Origin of the sequence: Thermomonospora curvata DSM 43183 (assembly GCF_000024385.1) — a bacterium.
Taxonomy (GTDB): domain Bacteria; phylum Actinomycetota; class Actinomycetes; order Streptosporangiales; family Streptosporangiaceae; genus Thermomonospora; species Thermomonospora curvata.
Map to the genome: position 1 here is coordinate 5,328,418 of NC_013510.1, position 20,922 is coordinate 5,349,339.

Genomic DNA, 20,922 nt, shown 5'->3' on the forward strand with positions numbered 1-20,922 from the left:
CGGCGCCACGTGAACCGCCCCGGCGGTGAGGAAGAGGTGACGCGGTGATCGGGGCCGCCGCGCAAGTCGTGCTGATCGGGGTCGGCTCCCCGTTCCTGGTGGGGCTGATGCGGCAGGTGCGGGCCCGCCTGGAGGGACGCGCCGGCGCCGGGATCGCCCAGCCGATGCGGGACCTGCGCAAACTGCTGCGCAAGGAACCGATCGCCCCGCACGGGACCGGATGGCTCTTCCGCGCGGCGCCGCTGGTGCTGGCCGCCACCGCGCTGGTGGTGGCGGCGGTGGGGCCGTTCGCCACCACCGACTCCCCGCTGGACCCGGCCGCCGACCTGTTCGCGGTCACCGCGCTGCTGGCGCTCGGCACGGTGGCGCTGGCGCTGGGCGGGCTGGACACCGGCACCGCGTTCGGCGGCATGGGCGCCAGCCGCGAGATGACGGTGATGGCGCTGGTGGAGCCGACCATCCTGCTGGCGGTGTTCGCCCTGTCGATCCGGGTGGGCTCCACCAACCTGGGGCAGATCGCCGCCTCGGTGGCCGAAGACCCGCTGTCGGTGGTCTCGCCGGTCAGCCTGCTGGCCGCGGTGGCGTTGATCATCGTGACGGTGGCCGAGACCGGGCGGATCCCGGTGGACAACCCCGCCACGCACCTTGAGCTGACGATGATCCACGAGGCGATGGTGCTGGAGTACGCCGGGCCCGACCTGGCCCTCATCGAGTGGGCCTCGGCGATGCGGCTGACCGTCCTGCTGGGGCTGTTCGCCGGGTTGTTCACCCCGTGGGGGATCACGCTGGCGCTGCCGCTGGCGCTGGCGGTGTTCGCGCTCAAGGTCGCCGTGCTGGGGGCGCTGCTGGCCGCCGCCGAGGTGTTCATGGCCAAGCTGCGGCTGTTCCGGGTGCCCGAGCTGCTGGCCGGATCGTTCCTGCTGGCGCTGCTGGCCGTGGCGGCGTCCTTCTTCCTGGAGCGGGCATGAGCGACGTCCACGTGCAACTGCTCGACCTGGCCTGCGGGGCGTTCCTGCTGACCGGGGTGCTGATCCTGTGGCGCAGCGAGCTGGCGAAGATCGTCACGCTGTTCGCCCTGCAGGGGGTGGCGCTGGCCGCGCTGATCGCGGTGCTCGGCGCGCACGAGGGCTCGGCCGAACTGGCGGCGGTGGCGGTCGGCATCGGGGCGCTGCGCGCCGGGGTGCTGCCGTACCTGCTGCGGCGGGCGCTGGCGGCCTCCGGGGAGCGGCGGGAGACCAAGCCGATCGTGAACGTGGCCTCCTCGCTGGTGGCGGCGGCGGTGCTGGCGCTGCTGGCCTACGCGGTCTGCCAGCCGGTGATCCGCCTGGCGCCCACTCCGGCCACCCAGGCGGTGCCTGTGGCCATGACCGTGATCTTCCTGGGTTTCTTCGTGCTGGCCACCCGGCGGCGGGCGCTGTCGCAGGTGGTGGGGTTCCTGCTGATCGACAACGGGATCACCGCGATGGCCTTTTTGACCGCCGGCGGGCTGTCGCCGGTGGTGGAGATCGGCGTCTCGCTGGACGTGCTGCTGGCGGTGCTGGTGCTGCAGGTGCTCACCACGCGGATGCGCGCCGCGTTCGGCGGCACCGACCTCGATGAGCTGCGGGAGCTGCGGGACTGATGCTGCTGGTCGTTCTTCCGATCCTGCTGCCGTGCCTGGCGGCGGCGGTCTACGCGCTGGCCGGCTGGCGCGGGCCGGTGCGGTGGCTGGGGGCGCTGTCGTCGGCCGGGGTGCTGGCCTGCGGGATCGCGCTGTCGCTGCAGCAGGCCCCGCCGAGCGCGCCGGGGCTGCGGGCGGACGCGCTGAGCTCGTTCATGCTCATCGTCATCGGCGCGGTCGCCACGCTCGCCATGCTCGCCGGCCCGTCCTACCTGGCCGCCGAGGACGATGCGCGGGCGGCCCGGCGGTACGGGGTGCTGACGCAGGGGTTCATCGCGGCCATGGCGCTGGCGGTGCTGGCGGCGAATTTGGGCGTGCTGTGGGTGGCGGTCGAGGCCACCACGATCGTGACCGCGTTCCTGGTCGGGCACCGGCGCACCCGGGCCGCCGTCGAGGCCGCCTGGAAGTACGTGGTGGTCTGCTCGGCCGGGATCGCCCTCGCCCTGCTCGGGGTGGTGCTGCTGCACTTCGCCGCCGCCCAGGCGGGGGTGGAGTCGCTGGAGCTGGACGTGCTGGCCGCCCACGCCGCCGACCTCGACCCGGGGGTGGCCCGCATCGCCGTCGCGCTGCTGCTGCTGGGCTTCGGCACCAAGGCGGGGCTGGCGCCCATGCACGCCTGGCTGCCGGACGCCCACAGCCAGGCCCCCGCCCCGGTGTCGGCGCTGATGTCGGGCGTGCTGCTGTCGGTGGCCTTCTACGCGATGCTGCGGGTCAAGGTGATCGCCGACCCGGCGCTGGGCCCGGCCTTCACCCGGAACCTGCTGCTGGTTTTGGCGCTGCTGTCGCTGCTGGTGGCGGCGCTGCTGCTGATCGCCCAGCGGGACTACAAGCGGATGCTGGCCTACTCCAGCATCGAGCACATGGGCCTGCTGGCCCTGGGCGCGGCGGCCGGGGGCCGGCTGGCCCTGACCGCCGTGCTGCTGCACGTCCTCGGCCACGGCCTGGGCAAGTCGGTGCTGTTCATCGGGTCCGGCACCATCCTGCACGCCACCGGCAGCAGCCGGGTCGCCGCGGTGCGCGGCCTGCTGGCCCGCTCCCCGCTGCTGGGCGGGGCGTTCGGGCTGGCCCTGCTGGCCCTGCTGGGCCTGCCGCCGTTCAGCCTGTTCGCCTCCGAGCTGGGCATCTTCCGCGCCGGTTTCCAGGACGGCATCGGCTGGGCGGTCGCCGTCGCCCTGGTGTTGCTGCTGGTCATCGTCGCCGCCGTGGGCCGCATCGGCAGCCGCATGATCCTCGGCTCCCCGCTCTCCGCCCAGCCGCCGGACGCCGAGACCGCGGCCGGCGCCGCAGAGCCGGTGCTCGCCGCCGTGGCCGCCGGAGCGCCGCAAGCCGCCGCACAGCCCGCTGCGGGAGCAGGCGACCGCCGAGCCACCGAGGCAAGCGGAGCCCCCGAGGCCGCCTCGGCAGAGCCAGTACTCGTCGCCGTGGCCACCCCCGCCGCGCACTCCGCCGAAACCGGCGCGGGAACGGATGCCGCCGAAGCGGCGCCCGCGAAGGCGTCCGACGAGGAGCCCGGCGGAACGGCGAAGGCCGGCGCGTCCGCGGGAGCGGAGCCGGTGAAGGTGCCGGCCGGGGTCGCCGTCGCGATGGTCGCCGGGCTGGTGGCCTGCGGGTTGCTCGGCGTCACCGCCGGTCCTTTGCAGTCGATCCTTGACAACGCCGCGCAGGTGGTCGTCCCGTGAAGTTCATCGATGTGACCCGTGAGTCGCTGGCCGCCCACGCCGCCGAGCTGCTGGGCAGTGGGCACCGGCTGGCGCTGGTGGCCGCGGTCCCCGACCCGTCCGGCTTCGATGTGGTGTACCTGTTCAGCCACGGCGCCGACCTGGTGGAACTGCACCTGCCGGTGCCGGGGGACGACCCCCGCCTGCCGTCGATCGCCTCGCTGTCGTTCCCGGCCGGGCGTTTCGAACGGGAGATGCGCGACCTGTACGGGATCGTCCCGGAGAACCATCCGCTGCCCCGTCGCCTGGTGCGGCACCACCACTGGCCGCGCGGCTGGTACCCGATGCGGGACGACGCCGGGCCGCCGCCCGCCTTCGGCGACCCGGAAGGTCCCTTCCCGTTCGTCACCGTGGAGGGGCCGGGGGTCTATGAGATCCCGGTCGGGCCGGTGCACGCCGGGCTGATCGAGCCCGGTCACTTCCGGTTCTCGGTGGTCGGGGAGAGCATCCTCAAGCTCAAGGCCCGGCTGTGGTTCGTCCACAAGGGGATCGAGAAGCTGTTCGAGGGGCGTGCCCCTGAGGCCGGGCTGGAGCTGGCCGAGCGGATCAGCGGCGACACCTCCGTGGGGCATGCGCTGGCCTACTGCCAGGCGGTGGAGTCGGCGCTGGAGATGGCCGTGCCGCCGCAGGCCGCGCGGATCCGGGCGCTGCTGCTGGAACTGGAACGGATCTACAACCACGTCACCGACCTGGGCGCACTGTGCAACGACGTGGCGCACGGCATCCTCAACGCCCACGCCGGGCGCGTCCGCGAGTCGCTGCTGCGCATCAACGATCAGGTCACCGGCCACCGCCTGCTGCGCGGCGGGGTCGTGGTGGGCGGCGCCCGGCTGCGCGCCCTGCCGGACACCGACGCCCTGCGCGCCATCGGGGAGGACGTGGCCGAGATCGTCGCGCTCGCCCTGGGGCACAGCGTGGTGCTGGACCGCTTCGCCGGCACCGCCGTGCTGTCCACCCAGGCCGCCCGCGACCTGGGCACCCTCGGCTATGTGGCGCGCGCCAGCGGGCTGGACGTGGACGCCCGGCGCGACACCCTCGAGGGTTTCACCCCCGTCGTCCGCACCAGCGGGGACGTGCTGGCCCGCTTCCAGGTCCGCGCCGAGGAGATCGCCGCCTCCATCAAGATCATCACCGACCTGGCCGGCGAGTTGGACGCAGCCGACCTCGACCACGTGGCCCCGCTGCCGTCCGACGTGCTGGGCCCGGCCGCGGGGGTGGGCATCGCCGAGGGCTGGCGCGGCACCATCGTCCACCGCGTGCAACTGGACGCCGCAGGCGCCCTGGCCCGGGTCAAGGTGGTCGATCCGTCCTTCTTCAACTGGCCCGCCCTGCCCGTGGCGCTCAGCGGCGCGATCGTCCCGGACTTCCCCCTGGTCAACAAGAGCTTCAACCTCTCCTACGCCGGCAACGACCTGTGAGGCGCCCGGTTCCCGGCGGCCCGGCCCCGAGGAGTCCTGCGATGGTGGAGGCGTCAACCGCTGACCGGCGGATGGCCCGTGAGGTGGTCAGGGTTTTCCAAGGCCGTCCCGAGGTCTCCCGGTTCCTGTGGGATCAGCCCCCGCAGACCCTGCGTCTTCCCGGAAAGACCGTCGCCTGGCTGCAGGCGATCCCGATCTCGACCGCCGAACTGGAGTACGCCCGCGCCAACGGCTCTGAGGCCCTGGAGGACCTGCTCGAGCAGCAGAAGGCCGATGCGGTGGGCCTGCTGCGGGAGTCGGTGCTCTGAGCCGCCGGACGGGTCAGGAGTTCGCCGGGCCCTGGCGCTGCCCTTCGGGGGTCCGGTCGCGGTCGGAGGTCAGCAGGCCGAGGAGGCGGCCGATGCGTTCGGGGAGCTCGTTGAGGGGGGTGGCGGTGGCGATCAGCAGGCCGAGGCCGCCGAGCACCAGCAGCAGGGGGATCGCGCCCCAGGGGGTGAGGGCCGCCTCCAGGGGGGCGCCCACCATCCAGCCGACCACTCCCCCGGCGTCGCGGATCGGTTCCAGGTCGTCGGTCTTCAGCGGGTTCGGGGTCTCGGCGCTGATGTGGATGACGCCGAGCACGGCCAGGGACGTCACCACCGAGCCTGAGACGATGCGGGCGTTGGCCTCGCGGCGTTCCGGGCTGCGGAAGATGCGGGCCGCCAGCAGGAAGAGCAGCACGGGCAGCACGTAGGCGCAGACGCCGAAGACGCCGCGCAGAAAGTCGGCGGTCTTGGTGGTCACGGTGAGCTCCGTCTGCGACCACAGCAGCCCGCCGCAGGTCAGCGCGGCGATCAGCAGGACCAGGCCGAGGCCGTCGCGCCGCAGCGCCGGGTCCAGGTCGCGGCCCGCCCCGCCGGGGGCGCGCAGCAGCCATCCGGCGGCCGACGCCACCGCCCGCCAGGCCCTCACCGGGGCCCGGGAGGACCGCAGCCGGTTGACCGCCTCGTTGAGCGCCTGCGCGGCCGGGGACGGCGGGGACGGCGGCGGCAGCGGGCTCAGCGGCGCCTGGTGCACGGCGGCGGGCGGCGGGCCGACCGGCGGGAGCACGGCCGGGTCCGCCTGCGGGAAGGGCGGCGGGGCGTCCGGGGCGAACGGCAGCGTGGCGGCGGGCGCGGCCGGCGGGGCCGGGGCGGGGGAGTTCAGGGCGTTGAGGCGGGCCAGCACCTCCTCCATCGAGGGCCGGTCGGCGGGGTCCTTGGCCAGCATGCCCAGCACCAGGTTCTCCAGCTCGGCCGGGATGTCCGGGCGCAGCTCGCTCGGGCGCGGCGGGGGCTCGTGCAGGTGCTGGTTCATGAACGCCGCGATCGACGGGCCGGTGAACGGCGGCCGCCCGGTCAGCAGCGCGTAAAGCGTGCAGCCGAAGGAGTACAGGTCGCTGCGCCCGTCCACCGGCCCGCCCCGGTACTGCTCGGGGGCGGTGTAGGGGGGCGTGCCCAGGATCATGCCCATCGGGGTCAGGTCGGGGGCGGCGTCGGCGAAGCGGGCGATGCCGAAGTCGCAGATCTTGACCCGGCCGTCGGTCAGCTCCATCAGATTGGCGGGCTTGATGTCGCGGTGCACCACCCCGTTGCGGTGCGCGTAGGCCAGCGCGTCGGCGACCTGCGCGGCCAGCGACACCGCGTGGGCGACCGGGATCCCGTTGGGGTTGGCCTCCAGGATCGCCATGAAGTCCCGGCCGTTGAGCAGCTCCATCACCACGAAGGGGTGGCCTTCGTGCTCGCCCATCGCGTGCACCACGGTGATGCCGGGATGCTGCAGCGAGGCGGCGGCCTGGGCCTCCCGCCGCAGCCGCGCGATCACCTCCTGGTTGGTGCCCAGGTTCGACAGCACGATCTTGACGGCGACCTGCCGGTTCAGGCTCAGGTCCTCGGCGGCCCACACCTCGCCCATGCCGCCCTGCCCGAGCCGCCGCACCAGCCGGTACTTGCCGTCCAGCAACGCTCCGGGCTCCACAGCACCGCCTCCCCCAGGGCTCGAACCGATGTCGGGTTACAGCAGCCTATTAACTCCGTTGGGGGTTTGAACCTTTTTCATCACCCGTTCTCCCTGCTCACCGTCGCGGTGACCGCGACCGCCGCCGGGCCCGCCCGGGGATGCTCCGAAAGGTCCTCACCGCCTGGAACACCAATCCCACTGACCCATCTGAAATCTATCTGTCAGGCCACTGTCCTGGGTTTTCAGGTCGGTGGACGCTCAAAGCAGCCCCGTCCGGCAACCCCCCGAGGAGCCCTCGATGCGCCTCAGAGCCGTCCGTGCGGCGCTGCCCGCCCTCGCCCTCGCCGCCGCCGTGGTGCTGCCGGCGCCCCAGGTCGCCGCCGCGCCGCCGCCCTCCGCCCCGGCCGCGACCCGGCCGCGCCCCGATGAGCGGCCCCGCGGGCTGCTGCCGATCGCCTGGACGACGCTGCGCCCCTCGGCCGATCCCGTCCGGCTGCGCAAGCGGACCAGGCCGCTGCCGGTGACCTATGAGTGGAACGGCCGGCGTCACACCCTCGAAGACTTCCTCACCCGGTCCGGCACCCAGGGGTTCGTCGTCCTGGACGGCCGGACGATCGTGGCCGAACGCTACCGGGGCGCCACCCGCCACACCCGGTTCCAGTCGTGGTCGATGGCCAAGTCGTTCACCGCGACGGCGGTGGGCATCGCCCTGGCCGAAGGACGCATCGCCGGCATCGACGACCCGGTGACCGACTACGTCCCCGAGCTGAAGCGCTCGGGGTATGCGGGAGTGTCGATCCGGGACGTGCTGCGCATGTCGTCCGGCATCGAGTGGGACGAGAACCGGGACGTGCCGCTGCTGCACGCCGGGGCCGCGTTCGGCGCCTCCGTGGAGCGCATGGCGGCCCGGCAGCGGCGCGGCTGGGAGCCCGGCAGCCGGTTCGAGTACACCAGCGTGAACTCGTTCGTGCTGGCCTGGGTGGTCGCCCGCGCCACCGGGATGCCGTTCCACGAGTACCTGCAGCGGCGGATCTGGAGCGCCGCCGGGATGGCGGACACGGCGCTGGTCGGTGCCGACCACTACGGCGCCGACCTGGGGTACTGCTGCATCTACGCCACGGCCCGCGACTTCGCCCGCTTCGGGCTGCTGTACCTGCGCGGCGGCCGGGCCGGTGGACGGCGGGTGGTGCCCCGGGAGTGGGTGCGGGCCTCGACCCGGCCCTCGGCGCCGTTCAACGAGCCCCGGGGAGAGACGTCCCGGGGTTACGGGCTGCACTGGTGGGTCGGCGGCGGCGGCCACGGCGATTACATGGCCGCCGGGCTCGGCGGCCAGCGGATCTACGTCTCCCCCCGCCACGGCGTCGTCATCGTCAAGAACACCCTGTACGCCGACATCTCCGGCGGCGAGGAGCTGACCGCCTTCCGCGCGGTGGCCGCCCATGTCGCGGCCACCCGCCGCGCCGCCCCGAGCCCCGGAGGGGCTCGGTGAGCCCTTTCCGGTGCCCCGGGATGACGCCGTGACCTGCAGGGTCATGGCGCCGCCGGGCCCCGTCCCGAGCGTCTGCGACCACATGCCGGGCAAGGCTCGGCGGCGGCGGCCCGGTGTGGGAGATAAGGCGCGACCCGGCCCGGCGGCGGGGTCGGCGGGAAGGCTCGGCGGGCGTGACGGTGGAGGCATGCGAGCGGACCGGCCCCCGTGACGCACCGTCCCGCACGTTTCCACCGTCGCCCGCGCGTCCGCCGCGCCGGGCCCTGGCCCTTCCAACGCTCAGAACGCGTCTCACCAACGCGAACGGACGCGTCCTGCGGCCGCACCGACGTTAACAGCTTCGCTGCGGCCATGACGGCGAGTGCCGGAAATTACCCGAAGTTCACGTCAATGAATGACCTTCGATCGCTGACACATGTTGTGAATAACTGTAGGCGCTCTGTCACTTCACGCCGTTCATCTGCGGGGCTATGGTCAGAACCCCTGTCGGCCGGGGTCCTCGCTTCGCCCCCGAGACCCGCCGGGCGGCAGGGGTCCCTCCGGGGGAAGCAGGGCGGCCGGTCGGCTCGGCATTCCTCACCCGACCCTCGCTGACAGCCGCATCCGGCCGCCTCTCCCGAGCGGCCGGTCACCGCCGTCCGCGCAGCCGGCCCGCGGCCACCAGTTCCACGGTGACCAGCACGCACGCCGCCTCGGCCGCCAGCAGCCCGACCAGCACCAGCAGCTGGACGACCCCGGCGGCGAGCGGGTTCGCGCCGCCCAGGATCATCCCGATGAACGCCCCCGGCAGGGTGACCAGGCCCACCGTGCGGGTCTGGTCCATGACCGGCACGAGCGCCGGCGCCGCGGCCGGCCGGGTCACCTCCAGCGCCGCGTCCCGGGGCAGCAGCCCCAGCGCCAGCGCCGCCTCGTACTCGCCGTGCCGGACCTCCAGCTCCTCCAAGGCGCGGCGGCCGGCCAGCGCGGTGGCGGTCATCGCACCGCCGATCAGGATCCCGGCGATCGGCAGCACCGACACCGGCGCGGCGGGAACCACCCCGGCCGCCAGGACGAGCCCCAGCACCGGCCCCACTCCCGCCACGATGGACGCCCCCGCCCACACCGCGCCGCGCCCGGTGGCCCCGGTGATGCGGCGGCCGGCGGTCAGCGCGGCGATCACCAGCATCACCGACACGAACGCGGCGGTCGCCCCCATGCCGCCCAGCACGACGGCGATCAGCAGGGACACCGCGGCCAGCTGCCCGGTGGCGCGCGCGGCCGCCACCACGACCTCGTGCCACTTCCCCAGCCCGCCCAGCCGCACCAGCAGCGCCGCCCCGGCGGTCAGCACCGCCAGCACCACCGCCAGCGGCACCCCGGCCTCGGGCGCGGCACCCCCGGTCACAGCCGTCGCCACACCTCTCCCCGCACCTTCCGACAACAGCCCCCGCCGGAATCCCCCGGCCTCCTTAGGGCTTGTGCCATCGAGGCCCCCGGAAAACACCGGGGCGCGGCAACCGGCCCGGCTCGCGCCCGCCGGGACGGGCCGGGGCGAGCTGCGGCGGCGTTCGTGCGCTCAGACGTTGTGGCAGGCCAGGTAGTGGTCGTCGCCGACCTGGCGCAGCCGCGGCTCCTCGGTGGCGCAGCGGTCGGTGGCCAGCGGGCAGCGGGTGCGGAACCGGCAGCCGCTGGGCGGGTTCAGCGGTGAGGGGAGCTCGGCGGGCCGCCGGTCGGGCGGGGGCGGCTCGGCGGTGCGGGAGACCTCGGGGACGGAGGCCAGCAGCAGCCGGGTGTAGGGGTGGCGCGCGGCGCCGGCCAGGGCCCCGGAGGGGACGACCTCGCAGATCTTGCCCAGGTACATCACCATGATCCGGTCGCTGATGTTCTTCACCACGGCGATGTCGTGGGCGATGAACACCATGCTCAGGCCGTAGCGGGCCTTGGTCTCCTCCAGCAGGTTGAGGATCTGCGCCTGCACCGAGACGTCCAGGCTGGAGACCGGCTCGTCGCAGATCAGCACCTTCGGGTCCATCATCAGGGCGCGGGCGATGCACACCCGCTGGCACTGGCCGCCCGACAGCTGGTGGGGGCGGCGGTCGCGGACGGTGGCCGGGTCCAGGCCCACCGCCTGCAGCACCGCGTCGATCCGGGCGTCATCGACCCGCTCGCCCCACACCGCCGGGCCCTCGGCGACCAGGTCGGCGACCTTGCGGCGGGGGTTCAGCGCGGCGACGGGGTTCTGCAGCACCATCTGCATGGTGCGGCGGTGCCGCCGCAGCCGCTTGCCCGACAGGGCGGTCAATTCGGTGCCCGCCAGCCGCACCGAGCCGGAGGTGGGCGGCGGGAGCTGCATCACCGCGCGCCCGGCGCTGGACTTGCCGCAGCCGGACTCGCCCAGGATGCCCAGCGTCTCCCCGTCCAGCAGGTCGAAGCTGATCCCGGAGACGGCGTGCACCGTGCGTCCGCGCCCGGCCGGGAACTGCACGACCAGGTCCTCCACGACCAGGACGCGGCCCGGTCGGTCGGAACGCAGATGAGCGGTGCCGGAGCCGGCCATCACGAGCCTCCTGCGGGGACGTTGACGGGGTGGTGGCAGGCCAGGGAGCGGTCCGCGGCGCCGGGGACGGGCCGCAGCGGCGGGATCTGGCCGTGGCAGACCTGCCGGGCGTACCGGCAGCGGGGGGCGAAGCGGCAGCCCGGCGGGGGCGCGGCCATGTTGGGCGGGGCGCCGTCGATCGCCTCCAGCAGGGTGTGCGGGGGGCCGTGCAGGTCCGGGATCGAGGCCAGCAGCCCCTCGGTGTAGGGGTGGTGGGGGGTGGCGAACAGTTCCTTGGCCGGGGCCGTCTCGGCGATGCGGCCGGCGTACATCACCGCCACCCGGTCGGCCCGGCCGGCCACCACGCCCAGGTCGTGGCTGATCAGGATGATCGCCATGCCGAACTCTTCCTGGAGCCGGTCCAGCAGGTCCAGGATCTGCTTTTGGACGGTGACGTCCAGCGCGGTGGTCGGCTCGTCGGCGATCAGCAGCTTGGGCTCGTTGGCCAGCGCCATGGCGATCACCACCCGCTGGCGCATGCCGCCGGACAGCTCGTGCGGGTACTGGTCGAGGCGGCGGCGCGGCTCGGGGATGCCGACCAGGCGCAGCAGTTCCTCGGCGCGCCGGCGGGCGGCGGCGCGCGAGTGCCCGCCGTGCCGGCGCAGGCTTTCGGTGAGGTGCGCGCCGATCTTGCGGACGGGGTTGAGCGCGGTCATCGGGTCCTGGAAGACCATGGCGACCTGCGAGCCCCACAGCCGGCGGCGGCCGGCGGGGGTGAGGGCGTGCACATCGACCCCGTCGAAGATCACCCGTCCGGTGACGGTCATGGTGGGGCCGGTGGCATACAGGCCCATGACGGTGCGGCCGAGCACGGACTTGCCCGAGCCGGACTCGCCGACGATGCCGAACGTCTCGCCGTGGCCGAGGGTGAAGGAGACGCCGTCCACCGCCCGCACCGTGCCCTGGCCGGTGCGGATCTCGGTGCGCAGGTCCTCGACGGTCAGCAGCGGGGTGCTGGGGTTCATTGCGGGCTCCTAGAGCTTGCCCTGCCGGGGGTCCCACCGCCGGCGCGCCTTCTCGCCGATGAGGTTGAAGGCGAACACGGTGATGAACAGGGTGAGGCCGGGGACGAGCACGATGTGCGGGTGCTGGACGAAGACGTCGTTCTCCTGCCCTTCGGCGATCATGTTCCCCCAGGAGGGGTTCGGCTGCTGGACGCCCAGCCCGAGGAAGCTCAGCGACGCCTCGGCCACGATCAGCACCGACACCATGACCATCCCGTAGGAGGCCAGTGGCAGTACCACGTTGGGCAGCAGCTCGCGGGTCATGATCCGCCAGCGGGAGGCGCCCAGCGACTCGGCCGCCAGCACGAACTCGCGCTGGGCGAACGTCAGCGCGGCGGCCCGCGCCATGCGGATCATGCCGGGCAGCGCCAGCAGCGACAGCGCGATGGCGATGTTGCGCAGGCTCGGGTCCAGCACGGTGCCCAGCGCGATCAGCAGGATCAGCGGCGGCACCGCCAGCAGCGAGTTGGTGGCGATGCCGACCACGGCGTCGGCCAGGCGGCCGAAGTAGCCGGCCACGATGCCGATCGCCCCGCCGGCCGCCATCGCCAGCGCCACCGCGCCGACGGAGACCACCAGCGAGGAACGCGCCCCGTAGAGGACGCGGCCCAGCATGTCCAGCCCGAAGTTGTTGGTGCCCAGGGGGTGCGCCGACAGCGGGTCGGGCGGCGCCATGGCGGGGGCGCTGAGCGTCTTGGCGACGTCCTGGTGCTCGGCCAGCGGCAGCAGCGGGGCCAGCACCGCCGCCCCCACCAGGACCACCAGCCAGCCCAGGCACGCCCAGAACGCCAGGTCGAAGGACGGGCCGAACAGCCCCCGGCCGAGCGCCGCCAGCCCCAGGTAGAGCACGACCAGCCCGGCCACGAACCCGCCGAAGCGCACCCAGCCGATGAGCGGCGCGCCCAGCGAGCCGCCCGCGACGGCCAGGCCGAGCACGCTCAGCGCCAGGCCCGGCCGGGAGATCCGGCGCCCGGCCGCCGGGGCGGTCTGCTGCGCGACGGTGATCTCAGACATGTGCCCGCCTGATTCGTGGGTCGAGGTAGCCGTAGGAAAGGTCGATCAGCGCGTTGGCCAGCACGTAGATCAGCGCGATGACCAGCACCGCCCCCTGCACCGTGGGCACGTCCCCCTCGTCGGCGGCGCTGATGATGAGGGTGCCCATGCCGGGCAGCGAGAACAGGTACTCCACGATCACCGTGCTGCCGATCAGCCGGCCCAGGCTGATGCCCAGCAGCGTGATCAGCGAAAAGGACGACGGGCGCAGCGCGTCCCGCACCAGCACGTGCACCGGGGGCATGCCCTTGGCCTTGGAGGCCAGGATGTAGTCCTCCTGCAGCGTGGCGATCAGGTCGCCGCGCAGCACGCGGGTGAACATCGCCGCCTCCACCAGCGCGATCGTCAGCGCGGGCAGGAAGGCGTGGTAGAGGTTGTCGCCGACGCTCTCGCTCAGGCGCACCCACTCGGCGCGGGGGAACCAGCCCAGCCCGTTGGCGAACACCATGATCAGCAACATTCCGGCCAGGAAGCTGGGCAGCGAGAGCACCCCGAAGGTGCCGGCGCTGACCAGCCGGTCCACCCGGCCGCCGGCGTGGTAGGCCGACCACATCGCCAGCGGGACGGCGATCACCAGGGCCATGAGCAGCCCCAGCGCCGCCAGCTCCACGCTCACCGGCAGGGCCGCGGCGATCCGGCCGGAGACCTCGTGGTGGGGCGGGATGAACGAGACTCCGAAGTCGCCGGTGACCGCCGATGCCAGCCAGTCGGCGAAGCGCACGGAGATGGGGTCGTTCAACCCCATCTCCTCGCGCTTGGCCGCGTACTCCTGCTCGGTGTGACCCTCGCCGAGGACGACCACCGCCGGGTCGCCGGGCATCAGGTCCATGAGCGCGAAGGTGCCCGCACCGACGATCAGCAGCACCAGGACGAGCTCGCCCAGCCGCCTGATCGTTTTGCGCGCCATGTACGGCCGCCTTCTCCCCTTACTGGCCGATCCAGGCGTCGTCCAGCAGGATCATGCTGTTGACGGTGCCTTCGACGCCGTGCACGGTCTTCGGCCAGGCCACGAACTCCGGCATCGGGCCGAACACCAGGGCGGGGACGTCCTTGTTCCACTGCTCCTGGATGCGTGCCATGACGGCGCGCTGCTCCTCAGGGGTGGCGGCGCCCTGGAACTCCTCGATCAGGGCGTCCATCTCGGGGGTGGTCGCCATGCCGACCGTGGCGTTGCCCTCGCTGTGCAAGGTGGTGAACATCCGGCCGTAGGGGCCGGCCTCGCGCCAGCTCAGGCCCCAGCCCGACATGTCGTAGTCGCGCTTGGCCGCCACCCGGGTGATCTGGTCGGTGGGGGTGCGCACCAGGTCCAGCTCCACCTGGAAGCCGACGCTCTCCAGCATCGCCTTGATCGCCAACGCGGTGGCCTGGGAGGCCGGGTCCTGGGCGTCCAGGTACTTGATCTTGCCGTCGAAGCCGTCGGCCTTGGCCTGCTCCAGCAGCTGCTTGGCCTTGTCGGGGTCGTAGGCCAGCGGCTTGGTGCCGGTGTGCCAGCGCGAGAAGCTCGGGAAGATCTCCGAGCTGCCCTGCAGGACGCCCGAGTAGGCGCGCTGGTAGATCACGTCCGGGTTGATGGCGTGGAACATCGCCTGCCGCACCCGCGCGTCGGCGCCGGGCCGGCCCTTGGCGGCGTTGATGACGGCGACGTTGCCGAGCGCCACCATGTTCATGAAGCCGTGGTAGCCGGCGTCCAGGGCCTTCTGGACGACCAGCGGGTCACGGAAGAAGCCGACCTGGGTCTGGCCGGACTTGAGGGTGTCCAGCGCGGCGTTGGGGTCGGCGATGTAGGTGATGCGGATCTTGTCGAGGTTGGGCCGCCCGTCCCAGTAGTCCTCGCGGGCGTTGAGGATCATCTCCTCCTTCGGCTTGTAGCTGCCGAAGGTGAAGGCGCCCGCGCCGACCGGCTTGAACTCCTTGCCTGCGTCGGCGGACTTGGCGACGATCATGCCGAGGCCGCCGGTGAGCATGAAGTCGAAGTCGGCCCAGCCCTTCTTGAGCTTGAAGACCACGGTCAGGTCGTCGGGCGTCTCGACGGCCTCGACGTTGCGCTTCCACAGCATCGCGTCGTCGCCGCCCTTGTCGACGTAACGCTCGATGCTCCACTTGACGGCCTCGGCGTCCAGCGGCTTGCCGTCGCTGAACTTCACGCCCTCGCGCAGGGTGAGCGTCCAGGTCTTGTTGTCGTCACTGGCCTTCATGTCCTTGGCCAGTTGCGGGACGACCTCGCCGGAGGCGCTGTCCCAGCGCAGCAGCACGTCGTAGACCGCGGCCATCTCGATGCCGCCGGTGGAGCCGGCGACGATGGTCTGCGCCGGGTCGAGCAGGCCGGCCTCGGTGTAGGTGCTGAACGTCAGCGTCCCGCCCTTGACCGGGGTGCCGCCGGAGTCGGTGCCGATCATGCCGACCTTGTAGGTGGCCTGGGGCTGGGCCTTGCTCTGGCCGTCGCCGCTTCCGCCCGAGGTGCATGCCGCCGTCAGCGCCACGACCGCGAGCGCCCCGGCGGCGCCGCGCAGCCACCTCTTGCTGGACATTTCCTTCTTCCCCCCTCTGCACCAAGTGACCTGAGTCACCCGTGTTGAGCGAGATGACATAACCAGCGCCTGACCAGGTCGAATGTGACTTGTCCCACTGATCGGGACTTTGCAGGGTGATCACTCCTAGTCAGAAGGAGGGGGCAGGGGGCTCCTTGGGCGGGATCGGCGTTCTTGAACGGGTTGTGTCACGGATACGCCGCTTGAATGGTGAAACGCCCTATAACGTGTGGGGTCATGGAGTTCAGCGAGCCGTCTCGGCGCCGCCTGCTGTGGACGCTGGGCGCCGTGGGTTTCGCGGTTGCGGTCGGATCGGACAGCGTGCGCGGCACGGCCGAGGCCTCGGGCTCCGGCGCCTCCCCGCAGACCCCCACCGCGGCCCCCGCGCCGCGGACGCCGTCGCCGTCGCCGACGCCCACCCTGCCCGGGCACCCGGCCTGGCGCCCGGTCCGGGTGCGCCGCTACAAGGAGGCGATCACCAACCTCGACCAGCTCGACCCGGCCCGCCCGCCCAAGACGATCTCGCTGACCATCGACGACGGCCCGCACCCCAAGTACACGCCGCAGGTGCTCGACCTGCTGGCCGAGCACCAGGTGACGGCCACGTTCTTCGTGGTGGGCGAGATGGTCAAGGAGCACCCGGCGCTGACGCGGCGCATCGTGGAGGCCGGGCACCAGATCTGCAACCACACCATGACCCACCCGATGGGCTTCGACCGGATCGGCGGCAAGCGCATCCACCGCGAGATCGCCGAGGCCCACGCCCGGATCGCCCAGGCCACCGGGGTGGTCCCCAAGTACTTCCGCTCTCCCGGCGGCGCCTGGTCGCGCCAGGTGATGGAGAAGGTCGCCGAGTACGGGATGATCCCGATCGGCTGGGAGGTCGACCCGTGGGACTGGCGCCGTCCCGGGGTGGCCCGCATCAAGCGCGCCCTGCTGCGCAGCAAGGACGGGGCGATCATGCTCTGCCACGACGGCGGCGGCGACCGCTCGCAGACCGTCGCGGCGCTGCGCGAGGTGGTGCCCAGGCTGAAGAAGCGCGGCATGACCTTCGTCCCGCTGTGACCCGCACGGTAGGTTGCCGCCGATGACCGTGGTGCGCTCGCTGCTGCTGTTCGCCCTGGCCGCGCTGGCCGAGATCGGCGGTGCCTGGCTGGTCTGGCAGGGCTGGCGGGAGCATCGCGGGCTGTGGTGGATCGCCGCCGGGGTGCTGGCGCTGGGCGCCTACGGCTTCGTCGCCACCTTCCAGCCCGACCCCCATTTCGGCCGCATCCTGGCCGCCTACGGCGGTGTCTTCGTGGCCGGGTCGCTGGTGTGGGGCATCGTGATGGACGGCTTCCGCCCCGACCGCTGGGACCTGGCCGGCGCCGCCCTGTGCCTGCTGGGCGTCGCGGTCATCATGTACGCGCCGCGCGGCTGAACTGTCCTCGGCGGCAGATATACGTCCCTATGCATGCACATTTGTGTGCGTATGGCTAGGCTGTGTGGGCCGTGGTGTTCGGGAATACCGGTGCGGCGCGTCCCTTTTCCGGGAGCGCGCCAAGGCCGGAGCGGCCCTCGCCACTGTGATCGGGAGATCCCGCCGTTCTTTCCCCGGCCGGTGCCGGGCGGGGAGACCACTGGGCGCAGGCGCCTGGGAAGGTCGAACGGCGGGCTGGACCGTCAGCCAGGAGACCGGCCACGGCGTTCGACCACCGTCCACGAGGTGCTGGAAAGGTTGGGTGTCCGCCCGTGCACATCGCCGAGGGCTATCTCCCCGTCTCCCATGCCATCGCCTGGTCCGTGGCGGCGGCCCCGTTCGTCGTCCACGGCGTCGTCACGCTGAGCCGCCGCGTCGCGGCCGACCCTGAAAGCAAGCTGCTGCTGGGCGCTTGCGGGGCGTTCTGCTTCGTGTTGTCGGCGCTGAAGATCCCCTCGGTCACCGGCAGCTGCTCGCACCCGACCGGCACCGGGCTGGGCGCCGTCTTGTTCCGTCCACCGATCATGACGGTGCTCGGCACCATCACCTTGGTCTTCCAGGCGCTGCTGCTGGCGCACGGCGGGCTGACCACGCTGGGCGCCAACGTCTTCTCCATGGCCGTCATCGGGCCGTGGGTCGGCTACGGCTGCTACCTGCTGACCCGCCGCCTCGGGCTGCTGCCGGCGGTGTTCGCCGGGGCCTTCGCCGCCGACCTGGTCACCTACTGCGTCACCTCCGCGCAGCTGGCGCTGGCCTTCCCCGATCCGCAGGGCGGGTTCGCCGGGGCGCTGGCCAAGTTCGGCGGGGTCTTCGCCGTCACCCAGCTTCCGCTGGCGGTCAGCGAGGGCCTGCTGACGGTGCTGGTCGTCCGGCTGCTGCGCACCTCGGCCGCGGCCGACCTGATCCGGCTGGGCGTGCTGCGCGGACGCGAGAAGGCGGTGGCCTCATGAGCGCACGGACGCGCGGCGGGCTGATCAACCTGCTGATCGTGCTGGCGGTGGCGGCGCTGGCGGTCGCCCCACTGGCGATGGGCGCCGGGGACGGCGAGGAAGAGCCGTTCGCCGGGGCCGACGGGCGGGCCGAAACGGTGATCGCCGAGCACGACCCCGATTACGAGCCCTGGTTCAGCCCGCTGTACGAGCCGCCGTCCGGGGAGATCGAATCGGCGCTGTTCGCCCTGCAGGCGGCGCTGGGGGCAGGGGTGCTCGGCTATTGCTTCGGGGTGGTGCGCACCAAACGGCGGCTCACCGCGACGCAGGGGGCGAAGCGGCGAGCGGACGGCGACGGCTGATCGGTGCTCGCCATCGACGCGGCGGCCTACCGCAGCCCCTGGCGGCGGCACCACCCGGCCGCCAAGGCGCTGCTGGCCGGTGGGCTGCTGGGCTGTGCGCTGCTGCTGCCGCCCTGGCCGGGCGCGCCGGTCACCGCCGCGGTCACGCTGGCGGTGGCATTGTGCTGGGCGCGGATGCCGCCGCGCACCCTGCTGCGGGCCGCCCGCATCCCGCTGGGGTTCGTGCTGACCGGGGCGCTGACGTTCCTGGTGACGGTCGGCCCGGACGGGATCGGCTGGGCCGACGGCGGGGCGGGCCGGGCGGGCGAGGTGGTGGCCCGCTGCGGCGCCGCCGTGCTGTGCCAGGTGCTGTTCGCCGGGACCACGCCGCTGGCCGACGCGCTGCCCCGGCTGACCCGGCTGGGGCTGCCGGCGGCGCTGGTGGAGGTGACGGCGCTGGTGTACCGGCTGCTGTTCGTCGTGCTGGACACCGCCCGGCGGACCCGGCAGGCCCAGGCCGGGCGGCTGGGCGACCGGTCGCTGCGGGCCGCCTGGCGGTCCCTGGGCGGGCTGGGCTCGGCGGTGTTCGTCCGCTCCTTCGACCGGGCCCGGCGGCTGGAGGCCGGGCTGGCCGGGCGCGGCTACACCGGGAGCCTGCCGGTGGTCGTCGCCGAGATCCCGCTGCGCACCCCGTTCCTGGCCGCCGCCCCGCTGCCGGCGGTCGCGGCGGCCTCGGTGACCTTCGCCTTGGGGAACCTGCTGTGAGCGCCGTTCTCAGCGTCCATGACGTCGCCTACGCCTACGAGGGCGCGCCGCCGGTCTTCACCGGCCTGTCGCTGCACGTGCCGCCGGGGCGGGTGCTGGTGCTGCTGGGGCCCAACGGGGCGGGCAAGACGACGCTGCTGCGGCTGATGACCGGCGGGCTGCGTCCCCTGCGCGGCGAGATCCGCCTGCACGGCAAGCCGGTCTCTTACTCCCGCCGGGGGCTGACCGAGCTGCGCACCCACGTCCAGCTGGTGCTGCAGGACCCCGACGATCAGTTGTTCGCCGCCGACGTCGCCCAGGACGTCTCCTTCGGCCCGCGCAATCTGGGGCTGCCGGTCGCCGAGGTGCGCCGGAGAGTGGCCGAGGCGCTGGCGGCCATGCAGATCACCGAGCTGGCCGACCGCCCCACCCACCTGCTGTCGTTCGGCCAGCGCAAGCGGGTCGCCATCGCCGGGGCGCTGGCGCTGCGCCCGCAGGTGCTGGTGCTGGACGAGCCGGCCGCCGGGCTCGACCCGGCCGGGGTGACGGCGCTGCTGGAGACGTTGGAGGAGCTGCGGTCGGCGGGCACCGCCATCGTGGCCTCCACCCACGATGTGGACCTGGCCCACCGCTGGGCGCAGGACGCCGCCGTCCTCGCCGAGGGCCGGTTGCACACCGGTCCCGCCGCCGAGCTGCTGGCCGACGAGTCCCTGCTGCGCTCGGCCCGCCTCACCCCGGCCTGGGGACCGGCGGTGGGCCGCCTGCTGCGCCGCCACGGGCTCCTGCCGCCGGGCGCCCCGGACCCGCGCACCCCCGCCGACCTGGACCGCCTCACCGGCTGAGGTCAGCTTCGGCCGAGGCGGTCCCTGTGGCGGTAAAGGTCCCGCAGCAGGGCGACCTCCGCGGCGTGGTGGGTCAGCTCGTCGAGGACGTGCAGCGCCAGGTCCATTCCCGACCGGTCGGCGTAGGCACCGAAGGCCGGGCCGATGGGGCGCTGCCAGCGGGCTGCGTCCATGGCGGCGAGGTCGTCTCGCCAGTGGCGCCGGTAGACCTCCTCCAGCCAGGCCAGGGCCGCCGGCGCGGTGGGGGCGAACTCCACGTCCCGCAGCGTGATCCGGCCGTCGGCGAAGAGGCGGTCGCCGAAGCCGATGAACGACAGGCCGATGTGCCCGATGCGCCAGGCGATCGTGGTGAACGGCGGCGGGACCGGCGCGCCCGCCGGGCCGCCGTCGCCGCCGTCGCCGTCGATCCGCCAGCGCCCGTCCCGCCCCTGCCGCACCGACCAGCAGCCCGGCACCGGCTCCCAGAAGTACTCCGCGTCCTCCAGGCCCTCCAGGCGCGCGGTGAAACGCGCCCACACCTCGTCGAACGCGCCGATGACCGAGCCGGCCGGGTCCTTCATGTCCGTTCTCCTCGGCGTGCCGGGCGGCGGCCTGCGGCCGTCTGCGCCTTGCGTCCACGGTAGGCGCGCCCGGCCCCCTTTGGCCAAGGATTTAAAGGCGCTTCAGTCCCCGGCGCATCAGAGCTTGACCAGCAGGGCCGCCAATTGTGGCCCCAGGACGAGGCAATAGGCGAAGACCCACAGCAAGACGGTCGTCAAAGGGCCGGTGGCGTCCCTCCAATGGCGGCGTCCGGTGCGGAGAGTGGGCGGGGCGGCGGTGACGCGGGGCACTTCCGCTCCCGGGTTGGAGGGGGCGTAGACCAGTTCCGCAGGCCGAGGCGGGTGGACCGTGCCGGAGGCCGTGACCGCCAGCGGCACGGCGATCTCCTCCTGCAGGGGGGAGTGGGCGTTTTGGGTGACCTTCACGAAGTAGGAGGGCTCGCGCAGCACGTACACGCACGTGCCCCACTCGGCCGGCACCGGCTCCCCGTTCAGCGTCACCGTCGGCAGGTACTCCCTGCGGTGGAACCAGGAATTGCGATGCCGGAACGGCCAGGCGTAGCGGACGATCAGCCAGGGTGATCCGTTGTCCTTCGCGGGCCGCAGGGTGGGCCCGAACCATCCGTTCCTGGGAAGCATTCACGGC

At 73.1% G+C, this 20,922-nt stretch carries 21 protein-coding genes and 1 riboswitch; of the genes, 12 read left to right on the top strand and 9 right to left on the bottom strand.

Translation table 11 applies throughout. The annotated features are described in order from the left end of the window. The first annotated feature begins 44 nt into the window (after positions 1-44). Genes TCUR_RS23090 through TCUR_RS23110 form a run of 5 tightly spaced genes read left to right on the top strand, consistent with a single transcriptional unit; the run spans position 45 to position 5,104 of the window. On the top strand, positions 45-968 hold the full coding sequence (locus TCUR_RS23090) for a respiratory chain complex I subunit 1 family protein (protein ID WP_012855007.1): 924 nt from the start codon (positions 45-47) through the stop codon (positions 966-968). Further along, the gene (locus tag TCUR_RS23095; RefSeq protein ID WP_012855008.1) at positions 965-1,621 is read left to right on the top strand and encodes a hypothetical protein; all 657 of its coding nucleotides are present in this window, start codon (positions 965-967) and stop codon (positions 1,619-1,621) included. Before TCUR_RS23090 ends, TCUR_RS23095 begins: the two co-directional genes overlap by 4 nt. Continuing rightward, complete coding sequence (locus tag TCUR_RS23100; RefSeq protein ID WP_012855009.1) at positions 1,621-3,339, top strand: proton-conducting transporter transmembrane domain-containing protein; 1,719 nt, start codon at positions 1,621-1,623, stop codon at positions 3,337-3,339. Before TCUR_RS23095 ends, TCUR_RS23100 begins: the two co-directional genes overlap by 1 nt. Further along, positions 3,336-4,796: a hydrogenase large subunit gene (locus TCUR_RS23105; protein ID WP_012855010.1), complete on the top strand. Its 1,461-nt coding sequence runs from the start codon at positions 3,336-3,338 to the stop codon at positions 4,794-4,796. The genes TCUR_RS23100 and TCUR_RS23105 overlap by 4 nt, the downstream gene beginning before the upstream one ends. 41 nt (positions 4,797-4,837) lie before the next feature. Next, a complete protein-coding gene (locus tag TCUR_RS23110; RefSeq protein WP_012855011.1) occupies positions 4,838-5,104 on the top strand; it encodes a suppressor of fused domain protein in 267 nt (88 codons plus the stop codon). Between the two features lie 13 nt (positions 5,105-5,117). Here TCUR_RS23110 and TCUR_RS28460 read toward each other — a convergent pair whose 3' ends face one another. Further along, positions 5,118-6,791, bottom strand: a complete 1,674-nt coding sequence (locus TCUR_RS28460; protein ID WP_012855012.1) for a serine/threonine-protein kinase — start codon at positions 6,789-6,791, stop codon at positions 5,118-5,120. Positions 6,792-7,071: 280 nt separating this feature from the next. Here TCUR_RS28460 and TCUR_RS23120 point away from each other — a divergent pair, with 280 nt between their 5' ends. Beyond that, the gene (locus tag TCUR_RS23120; RefSeq protein ID WP_012855013.1) at positions 7,072-8,262 is read left to right on the top strand and encodes a serine hydrolase domain-containing protein; all 1,191 of its coding nucleotides are present in this window, start codon (positions 7,072-7,074) and stop codon (positions 8,260-8,262) included. A gap of 628 nt (positions 8,263-8,890) precedes the next feature. Here TCUR_RS23120 and TCUR_RS23125 read toward each other — a convergent pair. The 6 genes from TCUR_RS23125 to TCUR_RS23150 all read right to left on the bottom strand — a co-directional run bounded on the left by TCUR_RS23125 (position 8,891) and on the right by TCUR_RS23150 (position 15,422). Further along, positions 8,891-9,658 carry an ABC transporter permease gene (locus tag TCUR_RS23125; protein ID WP_245536926.1) on the bottom strand — a complete coding sequence of 256 codons (768 nt, stop codon included), beginning with the start codon at positions 9,656-9,658 and terminating at the stop codon, positions 8,891-8,893. Positions 9,659-9,817: 159 nt separating this feature from the next. Beyond that, positions 9,818-10,798 (bottom strand): ABC transporter ATP-binding protein, encoded by a 981-nt coding sequence (locus TCUR_RS23130; protein ID WP_012855015.1) that lies wholly within the window; start codon positions 10,796-10,798, stop codon positions 9,818-9,820. Then, entirely contained in the window at positions 10,798-11,802 is a 1,005-nt protein-coding gene (locus TCUR_RS23135; RefSeq protein WP_012855016.1) for an ABC transporter ATP-binding protein, read from the bottom strand. Before TCUR_RS23135 ends, TCUR_RS23130 begins: the two co-directional genes overlap by 1 nt. Before the next feature lie 9 nt (positions 11,803-11,811). Continuing rightward, positions 11,812-12,855, bottom strand: a complete 1,044-nt coding sequence (locus tag TCUR_RS23140) for an ABC transporter permease (RefSeq protein WP_012855017.1) — start codon at positions 12,853-12,855, stop codon at positions 11,812-11,814. Next, positions 12,848-13,801 carry an ABC transporter permease gene (locus tag TCUR_RS23145; protein WP_012855018.1) on the bottom strand — a complete coding sequence of 318 codons (954 nt, stop codon included), beginning with the start codon at positions 13,799-13,801 and terminating at the stop codon, positions 12,848-12,850. Before TCUR_RS23145 ends, TCUR_RS23140 begins: the two co-directional genes overlap by 8 nt. A gap of 19 nt (positions 13,802-13,820) precedes the next feature. After that, positions 13,821-15,422 (bottom strand): ABC transporter substrate-binding protein, encoded by a 1,602-nt coding sequence (locus TCUR_RS23150; protein WP_012855019.1) that lies wholly within the window; start codon positions 15,420-15,422, stop codon positions 13,821-13,823. 237 nt (positions 15,423-15,659) lie between these two features. Here TCUR_RS23150 and TCUR_RS23155 point away from each other — a divergent pair, with 237 nt between their 5' ends. From TCUR_RS23155 to TCUR_RS23180, 6 genes are all read left to right on the top strand, one after another. Next, on the top strand, positions 15,660-16,487 hold the full coding sequence (locus TCUR_RS23155) for a polysaccharide deacetylase family protein (RefSeq protein ID WP_041440320.1): 828 nt from the start codon (positions 15,660-15,662) through the stop codon (positions 16,485-16,487). A 22-nt stretch (positions 16,488-16,509) separates the two neighbouring features. Continuing rightward, complete coding sequence (locus tag TCUR_RS23160; RefSeq protein WP_012855021.1) at positions 16,510-16,842, top strand: YnfA family protein; 333 nt, start codon at positions 16,510-16,512, stop codon at positions 16,840-16,842. Positions 16,843-16,897: 55 nt separating this feature from the next. Beyond that, positions 16,898-17,119: riboswitch (cobalamin riboswitch) on the top strand. A gap of 34 nt (positions 17,120-17,153) precedes the next feature. Beyond that, the gene (locus tag TCUR_RS23165; protein WP_012855022.1) at positions 17,154-17,831 is read left to right on the top strand and encodes an energy-coupling factor ABC transporter permease; all 678 of its coding nucleotides are present in this window, start codon (positions 17,154-17,156) and stop codon (positions 17,829-17,831) included. Further along, positions 17,828-18,172: an energy-coupling factor ABC transporter substrate-binding protein gene (locus TCUR_RS23170; protein ID WP_012855023.1), complete on the top strand. Its 345-nt coding sequence runs from the start codon at positions 17,828-17,830 to the stop codon at positions 18,170-18,172. Before TCUR_RS23165 ends, TCUR_RS23170 begins: the two co-directional genes overlap by 4 nt. A gap of 3 nt (positions 18,173-18,175) precedes the next feature. Further along, positions 18,176-18,916, top strand: coding sequence for a cobalt ECF transporter T component CbiQ (cbiQ, locus tag TCUR_RS23175; protein ID WP_012855024.1), 741 nt, complete (start codon positions 18,176-18,178; stop codon positions 18,914-18,916). Then, positions 18,913-19,737, top strand: coding sequence for an energy-coupling factor ABC transporter ATP-binding protein (locus tag TCUR_RS23180; protein ID WP_012855025.1), 825 nt, complete (start codon positions 18,913-18,915; stop codon positions 19,735-19,737). Before cbiQ ends, TCUR_RS23180 begins: the two co-directional genes overlap by 4 nt. A gap of 2 nt (positions 19,738-19,739) precedes the next feature. On the opposite strand, the gene TCUR_RS23185 is transcribed toward TCUR_RS23180, so the two are convergent. Together TCUR_RS23185 and TCUR_RS23190 are read right to left on the bottom strand one after the other, a co-directional pair. After that, positions 19,740-20,297, bottom strand: a complete 558-nt coding sequence (locus TCUR_RS23185; protein WP_012855026.1) for a DinB family protein — start codon at positions 20,295-20,297, stop codon at positions 19,740-19,742. 117 nt (positions 20,298-20,414) lie between these two features. After that, entirely contained in the window at positions 20,415-20,915 is a 501-nt protein-coding gene (locus TCUR_RS23190) for a hypothetical protein (protein ID WP_012855027.1), read from the bottom strand. Positions 20,916-20,922 lie beyond the last annotated feature (7 nt).